Here is a 15,457-nt window from a genome sequence, read left to right on the forward strand (position 1 = left end):
GCCGGAACCTCCGCGCCACATGCCGTCTTGCGCACGACGGCGGGCATGCTATGCCCCCGGCGGTTTCGCACATCGACAAAACAATTGTTTAACAGCGACCGGGGTCCGACTGCAATTTGTGATATGTCCAAAACGGCAGCTTTGCGGCGTCGCAAAACTTCATTTCAATTTTAGGTTTCACGGCTAGTCTGGAGGAAATGGCAGCGGCAGTTGGTTTGAGTAAGGGTAGGAATGCGGCAGAGCGCGGAATGCGGTTGCTGCTCGTCTCCCTTTTTGCCGGCGCTGCCGTGGCGATGCATGCGCCCGCCGCGGGCGCCTTCGAACTGTTCGGCTTCAAGCTTTTCGGCTCGAAGGAGGACGACGAGGACATCGTTGATCCGCTGCATTATTCGGTCACGCTGACGGTCGCGGGCGACGACGCGGACCTCAGGAAGGCGCTCGACAGCGCCTCGTCCCTCGTCCAGGACGCGGAGCGCCCGGTTTCCGGGTCGCTCGGCCTGCTTGCCAAGGCCCGTTCCGACCGCGAGCAGCTCGTCGCCGCGCTCTATGCGAAGGCGCGCTACGACGGCGTCGTCGATATCAGCATCAACGGCCGGTCGCTCGACGACCTGCCTCCGGACGCCGATTTCGGGTCGGGACCGGTGCCGGTGGCCATCTCGGTCAGCCCGGGCGCGGTCTTCACCCTCGGCGAAATCCGGCTGAAGGGCGACGCTGCCGATCTCATGCCGGCCGAGTTCGGCCTCATTCCCGGTGGCGACGCCGGGTCTGGCGCGATCCTCAAGGCGCAGGCCGAAATCGTTCGCCGCCTCAAGGAGGAGGGCCGGCCGCTTGCGATGGTCACCGGGCGCGACATCGTCGCCGATCACGACACCGCGACGCTCGACGTGACGCTTGACGTGTCGGCCGGACCGGTCGCCGGCTACGGGCCGACGACGGTGTCCGGCACCGAGACAATGGATCCCGGCTTCACCGCCTATGTCACCGGGTTGAAGGAAGGCCGCACCTATTCGCCGAAGGAACTCGACGAGGCGCGCGACCGGCTGCTCGCGCTCGGCGTCTTCTCGAGCGTGACCGTGAAGGAAGGGGACGGGCTCGACGCCGCCGGCCAGATCCCGATCGAGGTGGAGGTCAGCGAGCGCAAGCTGCGCTATTATGGCGTCGGCGCCACGCTTTCGACGACCGAGGGGCTCGGCCTCGAGGGCTACTGGGGTCACCGCAACCTCTTCGGTCGCGCCGAGACGCTGCGCGTCGAGGGCTCCATCGGGCGCATCGGCGACCAGGACCTGACCGATGTCGGCAAGTTGAACTACAACGCCGCGATCCTGTTCGAGAAGCCCGGCGTCATTGGCCCCGATTCGAAGTTCTTCTCGCGCTTCCGGACCGTCTACGAGCACCCGGACGCCTACGACCGCTTCTCGACCGAGATTGCCGCCGGCGTCTCCTACCAGTTCACCCGCGAGCAGAGCGCGTCGGTCGAGGCGTCGCTCGAATACGAGGACGTCGAGGACTACTACCACCCCGATGGCCAGCGCCATCTTATCGCCAGCTTGCCGAGCCAGTATGTGTTCGACAATCGCGACGACAAGCTCAACCCCAAGCGCGGCTTCCGCGCGCTGGCCTTCGCGGAGCCCGCGCATGACTTCCTCACCGGTGCGACCTTCGTGAAGTTCCGCGGCGAACTTTCCGCCTACAAGGCGCTCGGCGATGCGCAGCGCCTGGTTGTGGCGGGACGCGTCGCCGCCGGCTCGATCGTCGGTGCGTCGGTCGAGGACGTTCCGGCTGACCGGCGCTTCTACGCCGGCGGCGGCGGATCGGTGCGCGGCTACGAATACCAGGGCGTCGGCCCGAAGGATCCGCACGACAATCCGATCGGCGGCCTGTCCTACATGGAGCTGTCCGGCGAACTGCGCGTGCAGGTCACCGAGACGATCGGCATCGTGCCCTTCGTCGATGCCGGAACGGTTTCGGAGGACGAGTTCCTCCAGTCGGCCCGGTTCCAGGTCGGCGCCGGCGTGGGCTTGCGCTATCTCACGCCGTTTGGCCCGCTGCGGATCGACGCCGCCGTCCCGGTCAATCCGCGGCCGGGCGACCCGGATTTCGCGATCTATGCCGGCATCGGGCAGGCGTTCTGACCGATGCGACTGGTCAAGCTCGTCCTGCGTCTTCTCCGCTATGGGATCTATGCGGCGCTGGCGCTCGTCGTGGGCGCGCTCGCGGTGCTTACGCTGACCGAGCGCGGCAGGGACAATCTGGCCGGGCTCATCTCCGATTTCGCATCGTCGCCGGGCCAGACCGTCAAGGTCGCGGGCATCGACGGCATCTGGTCCGGTGAACTGACGGTGGCGAGCGTCGTTCTGGGGGACAGGCAGGGGCCGTGGTTCGTGGCGCGCAACGTCGCCGTCGACTGGTCGCCGCTGAAGCTCCTTGCCGCGACGTTCGTCGCCGATCGCGTCCACGTCGAGCGCATCGAGGTGGCGCGCGCGCCCCTGCCGGCGAGCAAGCCGAAGGAGGAGCAGGGGTCCTTCTCGCTGCCGGTGGCGGTCGACATCAAGAAGATCGACCTGCCCGACGTCGCCCTCGGGCCGGCGCTCGCTGGCGGCGTTGCCTCGGTTTCCGCGAGCGGTTCGGCCAGCGCCGGCACGTCGCCGCTCCAGGTCGTCGCCCAGCTCAACGTTGCGCGCAGCGACGGCCGCGCCGGCAGCATCGACGCCAAAATCGACTTCGCGCCCGGGGACAACCGCCTGGACATCGACGTGCGCGCCGCCGAGCCCGGCGGCGGCATCATCGCCAACCTGCTGAAACTGCCGGGCGAACCTGCCGTCGCGATCGAGGTCGCGGGCAGCGGGCCGGCGGCCGACTGGTCGGGCAGCGGCACATTCGCGGTGGACGGCGCGGTCGTCACCCGGGTCGATGCGAGGCACCAGTTCACCGACAGGGGCAGTGCCGTCGAGGCCACCGGCGAGGGCGAATTCGAGCGCTTCCTGCCCGAGACCCTGCGTCCGCTGCTGGCCGGCAAGGCGAGCTTCGACCTGGCCGGCCTGCTGACGGCCGGCGGCGGCGTCGACATCGAGCGTGCGCGCATCGACAGCGCGGCGATGACGGCGACGGCGTCAGGCAGCCTTGACCCGCTCGGCGCCAGCGATTTCGCCGTGCAGATCGAGGCGACCGGCGGCGGCGTTCGTCTCTCCTTCGGAACAGAGGAGAGCCCGATCGACATCGACGTGAGCCGCGCCTCGGTGCGGGCGCTGGGCGATGGTCGCGAGCCGAACCTCGATATCGCAGCTGTGCTGCCCCGGGTCGCGACCGACAGCGCCGAACTCAGGAATCTCGCCCTAGAACTGCACTCGGACGCCTTCAATATCCAGGCCAGGACCGGCCCTGTGACCGGAACCGCCACCGCCTCGGCGCTCGTCATCGACAACCCGACGGTCGCGCCGCTGGTGGCAGGCAAGATCAGCGCGGGCCTGGCGGGGGTGCTGTCCACCGACCATCTTACCGTCACCGATGGCAACCTCGGCAGCGATGCGCTCGCGGGGAAATTCTCGGGCGACGTCTCGCTCGCCGACGGCTCGGTCACGTTGAAGATCAATGCCGATGTCGCGTCGTCGGCACTGCCGTCCGCCGTGCGGCCGGCGCTGGCGGAGCGGGTGCGGCTCGACGCCGACATATCGCGCGATCACGAGGGACAGGTCTCGGCCGATCCGTTCTCCATCGCGTCGGGAGAATTGTCGGCGTCAGGCCGCGTTCGCACCGCCAACGAGGAGATCGACGCGGACATCTCGGGACGGCTTGGCGATGTCGGGCTCCTGGCTCCCGGCGCCAGCGGCGCCGTCGATCTCGCCGTGACCGCGAAGGGCGCCCTGCAGAAGCCCGACGTCGGCCTGACCGTGACCAGCGACCGGATCGAAGCCGCGGGCCGCGAGATTCTGGGGTTGCGTCTCGATGCCAGCGGCAAGGCCGACATCGACAACCCGGCCGCCGACGTCCGCCTGTCGGGCACGGTCGGCGGCGACCGGCTCGACGGCGAGGCCAAGCTGTCGACCACCGGCGGCAAGCGTGAGGTGAGGGGGCTTACCCTGTCGCTCGGGGAGAACCGCATCGCCGGCGACCTCGTCCTCGACGAAAACTTCCTGCCGCTCGGCAGCGTCGACTTCCGGCTCCCGGACGTCGGCGCGCTCGCCGCGCTGGCGCTCGAGACCGTCAAGGGCGATCTGAACGGCACGATCGACTTTACCGATCGGGACGGCAAGCCAGAGCTCGCGGTCGCGGCCACCACCAACTCGCTGGCACGCGGCGACCTGACGGCTTCCGGCGTGGCGATCGACGCCACGGTCAGCGACTATGTGGCCGCGCCGCAGGTGGCGGGCAGGGTGCAGGCGGCGACCGTTACCTCGGGCTCGACGGAGATAAAGGGCATCGACGTCAGGCTGTCCCGGCAGGACGGCTGGACGGGTTTTGACGGCGGCGCGACGGTTTCGGACATCCCGGCGCGCGCTTCCGGCCGCGTCCAGGTCGCAAATGGCCGGACAGTCATCGAGCTTGCGTCCGGGCAGGCGACCATGCGCGGCGTCGAGGCAAGGCTCGCCGGGACGTCGCGGGTCGAGATCTCCGACGGCACCACGACCCTCGACAAGGTCGCCGTCGACATCGGCGGGGGCACCGCGGTCGTCTCGGGAACGGCGGGATCGACGCTCAACCTGACGGCCAGGCTCACTGCGGTGCCGGCTTCCGTCGCCAACAGGTTCGCACCGGGCCTCGATGCCGCCGGCACGATCTCTGGTACGGCAACGGTCAGCGGCGCGGCCGCCAGTCCGGCGGTCGGCTACGCGATCGACTGGAAGGGCGCGCAGACCGCGCAGACGCGCGGGGCCGGCTTCGGCGGGTTCAGCATCGCCTCCAGCGGCGACTTCGCCGGCGGCAGGCTCAGTTTCCAGGCCAGCGCCGCCGACGGAGCCGGCCTGACGCTCAAGGGCGGCGGTTCAGTCGATACCGGCTCGCGCGCCCTTTCCCTCGATTTTTCGGGCGGGGTGCCCTTTGCGTTCCTCTCGTCGAAGCTGGCGGCTTCGGGCCTTTCGCTCAGCGGCGCGTCCACCGTCGAGTTGTCGGTTCGCGGCACGACCGCCTCGCCTGTCATCGGCGGTTCGCTGAGGACGTCTGGCGCGCGGTTCGTTGCGGCAGCCTCTGGCATCGCGATCAACGACATCCGCGCCGACGTCTCGATAGCCAACGGCGTGGCGACGATCCGCACCCTGACCGGCAACCTGTCGACCGGCGGCAGCGTTTCGGGATCGGGCACCGTCGGCGTCGATCCCGCCACCGGCTTCCCGGCCGACATCGCCGTCAGGATCAGCAACGGGCGCTACACCGACGGGCGCGTCGTCACCACGACGATGAACGGCGACCTCGCCATCAAGGGGCCGCTCGTGTCCCAGCCCACGCTCTCGGGGACGGTCAACCTCGAGAAGACGGTGATCACCGTGCCCGACCGGCTGCCCGGTTCGCTGGCCGAGCTCGACGTCAAGCACAAGAACGCGCCGGCTGCCGTGCGGACGCAGGCCGAGGCGCTTGCGCCGTCCGGCGCATCGGGCGGCGGTTCGGGCGCGCTGATCCTCGACCTCACCGTCAATTCCAACAACCGCATCTTCGTCACCGGCCGTGGCCTGGACGCGGAGCTCGGCGGCAGCCTGCGGCTGACGGGCTCGACCGCCGCGCCGCAGGCGATCGGGCAGTTCACGCTTCGGCGCGGGCGCCTGTCGATTCTCGCGCGGCGGCTCACCTTCACGCACGGCAACATCAATTTCGCCGGTTCCCTGGTCCCCAATCTGGACCTCGCCGCCACCTCCGATGTCGGCGACACGACCGTGACAGTCACGGTCAGCGGGCCGGCGGACAATCCGAGATTCGACTTCTCGTCGGTTCCCGCGCTGCCGCAGGACGAAGTGCTCGCACGGCTCATCTTCGGTCGCTCGCTGTCCAACCTTTCGCCGCTGCAGATCGCGCAGCTTGCCGACGCTGCGGCCTCGCTCGCGGGAGGCGGCGGCAGTTCCTCGCTGCTCCAGTCGCTGCGCAACAAGCTCGGCGTCGATGATCTCGACGTCAGGACCAACGACGACGGCAGCACCTCGGTGGCGGCCGGCAAGTACCTGAACGACCGTACTTATTTCTCGCTCGAGAAGGGCGGCAAGGCCGGGTCGGGAAAGGCGAGGATCGACCTCGACGTCGGTCGCGGCGTCAAGCTTCGCGGCGAGGCAAACGACAGCGGCGAAGCCAAGGGCGGCATCTTCTTCGAACGCGAATACTGATCCGGAAGGCCTCGCGGCCGATCTTTCCACACTATCTTTGGGGTTGACAGGACGAGCCCTTGCACGGCGGGGGCTGGAGGCGCGCGTGGCACCATCTCGGACCGCCTCTGGCGCTAGGCGACCTCATGTCGCTGCGCCATCGTGAAATTCGGTTGGCGGATTTTGTCGAATCCGCAGCGCACTACTATTTTTGCGTCAAGAGTGTCGCATTCGCGCATACCGACCTCCCCCTCCACGGTGCACATTTCCTCCCGGGTTCCCGTCCGCCGCATTTTTGACAACACCGGCGCGATGCGGAATTGTAATCGGCGGAAAGCCAACAATGGGAGTTCGTCATGTCACTTTATAAGAGTAACGGAGATCGCGTCCCAGATCACATCCGCAAGATGGCCGAAGGCGTCAAGGCGGGCAATGTCGACAGGCGCGAGTTCCTGGCGATGGCCAGTGTCTTCGGCGCCACGACGGCGATGGCATACGGGATGATCGGCCTTGCCGCGCCGACGCCGGCGATGGCTCAGGAGCCCAAGAAGGGCGGCATTCTGAAGGTCGCCATGTGGGTCAAGGACCCCAAGGATCCGCGCACCGCCGACTGGTCCGAGATCGCCAACGCCGAGCGCCAGGTCATCGAGCCGCTGGTGAAATACACCAAGGAATACACCTTCCAGCCCTACCTCATCGAGAGCTGGGACGTGAACGACGACGCCACCGAATACACGCTGCATCTGCGCCAGGGCGTGGCCTGGAACAACGGCGACACCTTCAACGCCGATGACGTGATCTTCAACTTCACGCGCTGGGCCGACAAGAGCGCCGAAGGCAACTCGATGCCCGGCCGCCTCGGCACCATCGTCGACGAAGCCAGCGGCAAGATCCGCGACGGCGCCGTTACCAAGGTCGACGACAACACCGTCAAGATCTCGCTCACCAAGCCCGATATCGCGCTGATCCCAAGCCTGTGCGACTATCCGGCTCTCATCGTGCACCGGTCCTTCGACGAGACCGGCGCCAACTTCGTGCAGAACCCGATCGGCACCGGTCCCTTCGAGCTGGTTTCCTACGATGTCGGCCAGAAGGCGGTCTTCAAGCGTCGCGAGAACGGCGCCTGGTGGAACGGCGAGGTCTATCTCGACGGCGTCGAGTTCATCGACTACGGCACCGACCCGTCGGCGATGGTGTCGGCCTACGAGGCCGGCGAGGTCCACACCAACCACGAGACGTCGGCCGACTACGTGACGATCCTCGAAGGCGTCGGCGCGATCACCTCCGAAGCGGTCACCGCCTCGACGATCGTCGCCCGCACCAACGTCACCAACAAGCCGTATGACGACCAGAAGGTGCGCAACGCGCTCCAGTTCGCCGTCGACAACGCGGTCGTCCTGCAGCTCGGCTACGGCAATGCCGGCGAGCCGGCCGAGAACCACCACGTCGCGCCGATCCATCCGGAATATGTCGCGCTGCCGAAGATCGCCCGCGATCCGGAGAAGGCCAAGGCCCTGATGGCGGAGGCCGGGCAGGCCGACTTCGAGCACGACCTGATCACCGTCGACGAGGACTGGCACAAGAACACCGGCGACGCCATCGCCGCGCAGCTGCGCGACGCCGGCATCAAGGTGAAGCGCACGGTCCTGCCGGGCTCGACCTTCTGGAACGACTGGACGAAGTACCCGTACTCGATGACCAACTGGAACATGCGCCCGCTCGGCGTCCAGGTGGTGGCGATCGCCTACCGCACCGGCGAAGCCTGGAACGAGGCGGCCTACTCGAATCCGGAACTCGACGCCGCCATCGGCGAGGCGCTTTCCATCGCCGATGCCGAGAAGCGCAAGGTGGTCATGGAGAAGATCGAGACCATCCTGCAGAGCTCGGGCATCATCATCCAGCCCTACTGGCGCAAGCTCTACAATCACTCGATGCCGGCGGTGAAGAACCACTCCATGCATCCCACCTTCGAGCACGACTTCGGCAAGGTTTGGCTCGACGAAGCTTGATCGACCTGAAGCGGGGAGGGGCCGAAAGCCCCTCTCCGGTTCGACTAGACGCATCTAAACCCCAACCAACCGGCAGGGGGCTAACATGCTCGCATTCATAGCGCGGCGTCTTGGGACCATGGTTCTGACCATGCTCTGCCTGACGATCGTCGTGTTCTTCATGATCAATCTCGAGCCGAACCTGCGCAAGCTGGCGATCAGCCAGCTCGACATGCGCTCGTCCGACGAACACATCGAGAGCTGGCTGACGAGGAACGGCTACCGCCAGAACTTCTTCGTCCGCTACGGGCAATGGCTCGGCGTCGTCCAGAAACAGCCGAACATCGACCCAGAGACCGGCAAGACGGTGCCGCGCTTCAGCTACTGCAACGAACCGTCGGAGCCGTATTACGGCGGCATCCTGCAGGGCGATTTCGGCTGCTCGACCAAGTTCAAGACGACGGTTGCCTCGAAGCTGTTTCCGGCGCTGGCCGCGACCGGCAAGCTGATGTTCTGGGTGATGGCGACGATGGTGCCCATATCGCTCCTGATCGGCATTCTCGCCGGCATGCGGGAGGGCACGCGAACGGACCGGTCGCTCTCGGTCGCCTCCATCGCCACGACGGCGACGCCCGAATATGTGTCGGGCGTCATCTTCACGGTCATCTTCGCCTCGTGGCTCGGCTGGCTCAACGGTTCCGCCGCGTCGGCGACGTCGCAGGGGCTGACCTTCTACAACTTCACGCTGCCGGTCATGACGATGGCCATCTACGGCATCGGCTACATCGCCCGAATGACGCGCGCCTCGATGGTCGAGGTGATGACGCAGCAATACATCCGCACGGCGCGGCTCAAGGGACTGAGCTTCTCCAGCGTCGTCATCAAGCATGCGCTTCGCAACGCGCTGATCGCGCCGTTCACGGTGATCATGCTGCAGTTCCCGTGGCTGCTCACCGGCGTGGTGATCGTCGAGACGATGTTCCGCTACCAGGGGTTCGGCTTCACGCTCGTCGAGGCCGCCGGAAACAACGACATCGACCTCCTGCTCGGGTGCTCGCTGGTATCGGTGCTCATCGTCTTGATGACGCAGCTCATCTCCGACATCGGCTACGCCTATCTCAATCCACGCATCAGGGTTCAATAGGGGAAGCCGGGGATGGCGTTGGAATACATCGGCAGCTTCCAGATCGTGCTCGGGGTTATCGCCCGCTTCTGGCCGGTCTGGATCGCGCTCGCGGTCGTGCTCGGCGCGAGCTTCGTCTACAAGAAGCAACTCGGCCTCTACGGCCAGCTCTTCGACACCGGCGTCGGCATCGCCGGCGTCGCCATCTGCACCTTCTGGCTGTTCACCGCGATCTTCGCCTCCACGATCTCGCCGTTTGACCCGCTCGGCCAGATCGCCGTCATGAAGGACGCGATGCCGGGCGCCATCGAGCCGGCCTCGCAGCACGTCTACCTCTTCGGCGGCGACAAGCTGGCGCGCGACGTCTTCTCGCGCATGGTCTACGGCAGCCAGATCGTGCTGATCATCGCGCCGGCGGCGACCGCCTTCGCGCTGATGGTCGGCATCACGCTCGGCCTGCCGGCCGGCTACTACGGCGGACGCATCGACTCGATCCTGTCGTTCCTCGCCAATCTCGTCCTGGCGTTCCCGGTCATCCTGCTGTTCTACCTGCTGGTGACGCCGGGGATCATGGAAACTCCCATTCCCTACGCGCTGGCGGGCTTGTTCTTCCTGTTTCCGATCATCTTCTTCGTCACGCTGTTCTGGACGCGGTTCAAGGAACGGCCGGACCGGCTGTACCTGCTGCTCGGGCTGACCATCGTGATCGGCGGCTGGGTCTATATCGGCCTCGTCTTCGACGCCGACCCGCTCGGCATCGTCTCGATAAAGCCCAACCAGCTCAACATCTTCATCGCCGTTGTCTTCGCGTCGAGCCCCGGCGTCTTCCGCATCGTCCGCGGGCTGGTGATGGACATCAAGACGCGCGACTACGTTGCGGCCGCCCAGACGCGCGGCGAGAGCCCCTGGTACATCATGCTGTGGGAGATCCTGCCCAACGCGCGCGGCCCGCTGATCGTCGATGCCTGCCTGCGCATCGGCTACACCACCATCCTGCTCGGCACGCTCGGCTATTTCGGCCTCGGGCTGGCGCCGGAAAGCCCGGACTGGGGCACGGCCATCAAGGATGCCAGCCGTCTGCTGCGCTCCTTCATCCACCCGGCCCTGCCGCCGACGATTGCGCTGATGAGCTTCGTGCTCGGCCTCAACCTGCTTGCCGACGCGCTGCGCGAGCAATCGATGAAAGACTGATCATTCGGGGAACCTGACGATGAACGAAGCGGTCAAGGCCACGAACATCGACGACGCAGAACCGATCATCGACATCGAGAACGTGTCCATCTCGTTCTTCACGCGGCGCGGCGAGATTCCCGCGGTGATGGACTTTTCGTGCAAGGTGATGCCCGGCGAGGCGATGGGCATCGTCGGCGAATCCGGCTGCGGCAAGTCGACGGTCTCGCTCGGCATCATGCGCGACCTCTCGAATGTCGGGAAGATCGTCGGCGGCCGGATCAAGTTCAAGGGTCGCGACATGGGCGACATGAGCGAGGAGGAACTGCGCTCCGTCCGCGGCAACGAGATCGCCATGATCTACCAGGAGCCGATGGCATCGCTCAATCCGGCGATGAAGATCGGCCAGCAGCTGATGGAAGTGCCGATCCTGCACGACAAGGTGTCGAAGGAGGAGGCCTACAGGCGCGCGCTGGAGACGGTGCGCGCGGTCAAGCTGCCGGACCCCGAGCGCATGATGCGCTCCTACCCGCACCAGCTCTCCGGCGGACAGCAGCAGCGCATCGTCATCGCCATGGCGCTGCTTTCGAAGCCCGCGCTGCTGTTGCTTGACGAGCCGACGACGGCGCTCGACGTGACGGTCGAGGCCGGCATCGTCCAACTGGTCAAGGGCCTTGGTAAGGAATACGGCACGTCGATGATCTTCGTATCGCACAATCTGGGGCTCATCCTGGAGACGTGCGACCGCATCACCGTCATGTACTCCGGCGAGGCGGTGGAGACCGGCAACATCCGCGACGTGTTCGACCGCATGCGCCACCCCTATACGCAGGGGCTCTTCCGCTCGATCCCGCTGCCCGGCGCCGACAAGAATTCGCGTCCGCTGGTCGCCATTCCCGGCCAACTGCCGCTGCCGCATGAGCGGCCGAAGGGCTGCAATTTCGGCCCGCGCTGCCACCATTTCGTGGAAGGGGTCTGCAACGCGGCCGAGATCCCGATGATCCCGGTCGATGGCCACGACAACCATTTTTCGCGCTGCGTGCGGTTCAACGAGATCGACTGGGAGGCGCTGCCGGAAGGCGCCGACACGGCGAAGGAACCGGTCAAGCCGGGCCAACCGATGCTCGAGGTCGATGACCTCAGGAAATACTACAAGGTATCGGCGAACGAGATCTTCGGCGGCGCCGAGCCGCGCACGGTCAAGGCGAACGAGACCATCAGCTTCGTCGCGCGCGAAAGCGAGACGGTGGCGATCGTCGGCGAATCCGGCTGCGGCAAGTCGACCCTCGCAAAGGTCCTGCTCGGGCTGGAGACGGCATCGTCAGGCACGGTGAGCCTCGGCAACAAGGACATCCAGTCGACCGGGATCGAGGAACGCGACGTGCAGACCGTGTCGGCGATCCAGATGGTGTTCCAGAATCCGTTCGACACGCTGAACCCCAGCCATTCGGTCGGCTCGCAGATCGTCCGGACGCTTGAGAAATTCAAGGTCGGCAAGACGCCCGCCGATCGCCGCAAGCGCATGCTGGAACTGCTCGACCTCGTCAAGCTGCCGCGCGCCTTCGCCGAGCGCATGCCGCGCCAGCTCTCAGGCGGCCAGAAGCAGCGCATCGGCGTCGCGCGCGCCTTCGCGGGCTCGGCCAAGGTCGTCGTCGCCGACGAGCCGGTGTCGGCGCTCGACGTTTCCGTGCAGGCGGCGGTGACCGAACTCCTGATGGACATCCAGCGCAAGAACAAGACGACCATGCTGTTCATCAGCCACGACCTCAGCGTCGTGCGCTACATCGCCGACCGCGTGATCGTGATGTATCTCGGCTATATCGTCGAGCAGGGCACCACCGACCAGATCTTCTCGCCTCCCTATCACCCCTACACGGAGGCCCTTCTTTCCGCGATCCCGATCGCCGATACCAGCGTCGTCAAGAAGCACATCGTGCTCGAGGGCGACATTCCGTCGGCGATGAACCCGCCGACCGGCTGCCCCTTCCAGACGCGCTGCGGCTACAAGCACCTGGTTGCGGACAATCTCTGCGAGACGAAGGTTCCGCCGGTCAAGGATCTGGGCGACGGCCACAAGAGCCTCTGCTGGCTGGCCGACGACGTGCTGGCGAAGATGGAACAGGTCATCAAGTTCGACGCCGAGCACGCCGCGCATGAAGGCGTGCCGGAGGATGCGCCGCATGGCGCCGGCCCGGGCTTCGTGGGCGAACCGCCACAGCGGCCGCACGGCAAGAACGCCACGTTCGCCGCCGGCGAGATCGGTGACGACGCAGAGGAGGCCGAAGCCACCGCGCGTGCGCGCCGCCACGAGCGCCACGACGAAGACTCCGAGCCGCATGCGGCCGACGATCATTCCGGCCTTGCGCCGCTCACGCCGCGGACGGTGGGCGAGGGACGCCAGAGCGAGGACGAGGATGTGCCCTCGGCGTTCGAGCCGACCGAGGACGAAAACGAGGAACAGGCGAAGAAGGACAGGACCTGAGGCGCCCCCGCCGGCCGGCGAGGGGCGGCTGGGTCAGACCTGCTGGCCGCAGGTCTTCAACTGGGCGGCGTAGTCGCGCGCCATCTCTTCGGTCTGGCGGGCATAGGCCTGCAGGCCGGGCCTTTCCTTCCAGTCGCCGCGGCCGTAGCCGGTCCAGCCGAAATAGTAGGCGAGGTAGAGATTGTAGGCGTCGTCCTTGGCGATGCCGAACTGGCGCGCCGTCTTGTCGTGGTACCAGCCGACGAAGTCCACGGCGTCCTTGAAGTTCGTCCGCTTGGCCGAGGCGTTGCCGGTTTCCTTCTGGTACTGCGCCCAGGTGCCGTCGAGCGCCTGGGAGTAGCCGTAGGCGGAGGAAACCCGCTTCCACGGGATGAAGCCGAGCAGGAAGGTGCGCGGCGGCTTGGCGTCGTGCTGGAAGGCCGATTCCTTGCGCAGCGTCGCCATCAGCACCGGCACCGGCACCCCGCGCTCGCGCTGGGTCTCCTCGGCGGCCTGCTGCCAGTCCTCGAACCAGCCGGCCTTCTGGCTGAACACCGCGCAGACGTTGTCGATCTCCAGCGGCGCTGCGGAACGCCCCGGCAGCGCGGCGGCCAATGCGGCGACCAGCGTCAATCCTGCGATTTTAACAAAATGCGACGTACGCATGTCTTGAGGTCTACCCCCAAAAACTGAACGGAATCTTGCACCATCTGTTAACCGTGCGGCCTTTGGCTGACTCCTGTGTCGAAAATGGGGCATGTCAAGAATGCGACCTGTATAGTCGCTTTTGTCCTATATGGGTGGCATTTGTGACGCCATGGCTAAAATCGCGTCCGCATGCGGCGGTTTTCTGATAGTCGCGGCGGCGCATCGCCGCCTGTAATAGCGGCATGAACGAGCACCGACGCCGCCGAAGCAGCGAGCGCGCCGCAGCCAAGGGGTCGCCGGCGATCCCGCAACTGTCGGCCCGGCGCGTGCGCAGTCCCTATCCGCCGATGGCGCTGCTTTCGGCCGACCAGGTCGAGGCGATCCACGAGGCCTCGATGCACATCCTGGAGAATCTCGGCATCGAGGCGATGAGCGCGCGCGCGCTGGCGCTGTTGGAAAAAGCCGGCGCCGCCGTCGACCATGCGACGCAGACGGTGCGGCTCGACCGGGGGCTGGTTGCCGAGGCGCTGAGGACCGCGCCGCCGGCCTACACGCTCACCCCGCGCAATCCCGAGCGAAAAATCCATCTCGGCGGCGACACGATCAACTTCACGCTGGTGGCCGGGCCGCCCAATGTGCACGACATGGAGCGTGGGCGCCGGGCCGGCAATCTTCGTGACTACCAGGATCTCGTCCGCCTGGCGCAGCATTTCAACTGCATCCACATGCTCGGCAACCAGGTCTGCGCGCCCATCGAACTGCCGGCGAACTCGCGCCACCTCGATACCTATTTCGCCAACCTCACGCTGACCGACAAGGCGTTCCACGTTTCGGCGATCGGCCGGGGCAGGGCGCTCGACGGCATCGCCATGATGGCGATTGCGCGCGGCCTGACGCTCGAGCAGCTCTGCGCCGATCCCGGCGTCACCACCATCATCTCCGTCAACTCGCCGCGCCGCTTCGACGACGCCATGTCGGAAGGGCTGATGACCATGGCGGAGCACGGCCAGTCGGTCGCGGTGACGCCGTTCACGCTGATGGGCGCGATGAGCCCCGTCACGCTCGCCGGCGCGCTGGCGCAGCAGAATGCCGAGGCGCTGTTCGGCGTCGTGCTGGCGCAGCTCGTGCGGCCGGGCGCTCCGGTGATGTACGGCGCGTTCACCTCGAACGTCGACATGCGCTCGGGCGCGCCGGCCTTCGGCACGCCGGAAAACACCAGGGCCAACATAGCGTCCGGTCAGCTCGCGCGGCGCTACAATCTTCCCTACCGCACGACGCCCGGCTCGGCTTCCAACGTCGCCGACGCGCAGGGCGCCTACGAGACGATGATGGCGCTGTGGGGCGCCATCCTCGGCCACGGCAATCTCGTCTACCACGCCGCCGGCTGGCAGGAGGGCGGGCTGACGGCAAGCTTTGAAAAGCTCATCATCGACGTCGAGATGATCCAGCACATGATGGAGTTCCTGAAGCCGATCGAGGTCAATGAAAGCGAGCTCGCGCTCGACGCACTAGGCCGCGTGCCGACTGGCGGCCACTTCTTCGGCGAGCCGCACACGCTGGAGCGCTATTCCACCGCCTTCTACCAGCCGATGCTGTCCAACTGGCAGAATTACGAGGCCTGGCAGGAGGCCGGCGGACTGGACGCCACGCAGCGTGCGACGCGTCTCTGGAAGAAGGCGCTGGACGAATATGTCCAGCCGCCTATGGACCCGGCCATCCGCGAAGAGCTCGAAGCCTATGTCGCAAGGCGCCGCGAGGAAATCGGGAGCGGGGAACCGTGATGGGT

The 15,457-nt window shown here is 66.5% G+C and carries 8 protein-coding genes; 7 read left to right on the forward strand and 1 reads right to left on the reverse strand.

Going from position 1 to position 15,457, the window contains the following annotated elements:
- Nucleotides 1–248 precede the first annotated feature (248 nt).
- From ABUE31_RS02440 to ABUE31_RS02465, 6 genes are all read left to right on the forward strand, one after another.
- On the forward strand, nt 249–2,132 hold the full coding sequence (locus ABUE31_RS02440; protein WP_367721905.1) for an autotransporter assembly complex protein TamA: 1,884 nt from the start codon (nt 249–251) through the stop codon (nt 2,130–2,132).
- 3 nt (nt 2,133–2,135) lie between these two features.
- Nucleotides 2,136–6,302, forward strand: coding sequence for a translocation/assembly module TamB domain-containing protein (locus ABUE31_RS02445; RefSeq protein ID WP_367721906.1), 4,167 nt, complete (start codon nt 2,136–2,138; stop codon nt 6,300–6,302).
- Between the two features lie 335 nt (nt 6,303–6,637).
- Entirely contained in the window at nt 6,638–8,290 is a 1,653-nt protein-coding gene (locus ABUE31_RS02450) for an ABC transporter substrate-binding protein (RefSeq protein WP_367721907.1), read from the forward strand.
- An 85-nt stretch (nt 8,291–8,375) separates the two neighbouring features.
- On the forward strand, nt 8,376–9,413 hold the full coding sequence (locus ABUE31_RS02455; RefSeq protein WP_367721908.1) for an ABC transporter permease: 1,038 nt from the start codon (nt 8,376–8,378) through the stop codon (nt 9,411–9,413).
- A 12-nt stretch (nt 9,414–9,425) separates the two neighbouring features.
- Nucleotides 9,426–10,583, forward strand: coding sequence for an ABC transporter permease (locus tag ABUE31_RS02460; protein WP_367721909.1), 1,158 nt, complete (start codon nt 9,426–9,428; stop codon nt 10,581–10,583).
- Nucleotides 10,584–10,602: 19 nt separating this feature from the next.
- Nucleotides 10,603–13,044 carry a dipeptide ABC transporter ATP-binding protein gene (locus ABUE31_RS02465; protein WP_367721910.1) on the forward strand — a complete coding sequence of 814 codons (2,442 nt, stop codon included), beginning with the start codon at nt 10,603–10,605 and terminating at the stop codon, nt 13,042–13,044.
- A 33-nt stretch (nt 13,045–13,077) separates the two neighbouring features.
- Here the strand turns inward: ABUE31_RS02465 and ABUE31_RS02470 are convergent, their stop codons facing one another.
- The gene (locus ABUE31_RS02470) at nt 13,078–13,689 is read right to left on the reverse strand and encodes a transglycosylase SLT domain-containing protein (protein ID WP_367721911.1); all 612 of its coding nucleotides are present in this window, start codon (nt 13,687–13,689) and stop codon (nt 13,078–13,080) included.
- Between the two features lie 224 nt (nt 13,690–13,913).
- Between ABUE31_RS02470 and ABUE31_RS02475 the strand changes: the two genes are divergently transcribed.
- Nucleotides 13,914–15,452: a trimethylamine methyltransferase family protein gene (locus tag ABUE31_RS02475; protein ID WP_367721912.1), complete on the forward strand. Its 1,539-nt coding sequence runs from the start codon at nt 13,914–13,916 to the stop codon at nt 15,450–15,452.
- Nucleotides 15,453–15,457: the final 5 nt, after the last annotated feature.

Source organism: Mesorhizobium marinum, assembly GCF_040813675.1.
Taxonomy (GTDB): Bacteria; Pseudomonadota; Alphaproteobacteria; order Rhizobiales; family Rhizobiaceae; genus Mesorhizobium_K; species Mesorhizobium_K marinum.

Coding starts and splice junctions, on each gene's coding strand:
- ABUE31_RS02460 (WP_367721909.1), top strand. CDS start 9,426: ATGGCGTTGGAATACATCGGCAGCTTCCAGATCGTGCTCGGGGTTATC.
- ABUE31_RS02475 (WP_367721912.1), top strand. CDS start 13,914: ATGAACGAGCACCGACGCCGCCGAAGCAGCGAGCGCGCCGCAGCCAAG.
- ABUE31_RS02455 (WP_367721908.1), top strand. CDS start 8,376: ATGCTCGCATTCATAGCGCGGCGTCTTGGGACCATGGTTCTGACCATG.
- ABUE31_RS02465 (WP_367721910.1), top strand. CDS start 10,603: ATGAACGAAGCGGTCAAGGCCACGAACATCGACGACGCAGAACCGATC.
- ABUE31_RS02450 (WP_367721907.1), top strand. CDS start 6,638: ATGTCACTTTATAAGAGTAACGGAGATCGCGTCCCAGATCACATCCGC.
- ABUE31_RS02445 (WP_367721906.1), top strand. CDS start 2,136: ATGCGACTGGTCAAGCTCGTCCTGCGTCTTCTCCGCTATGGGATCTAT.
- ABUE31_RS02440 (WP_367721905.1), top strand. CDS start 249: ATGCGGTTGCTGCTCGTCTCCCTTTTTGCCGGCGCTGCCGTGGCGATG.
- ABUE31_RS02470 (WP_367721911.1), bottom strand. CDS start 13,689: ATGCGTACGTCGCATTTTGTTAAAATCGCAGGATTGACGCTGGTCGCC.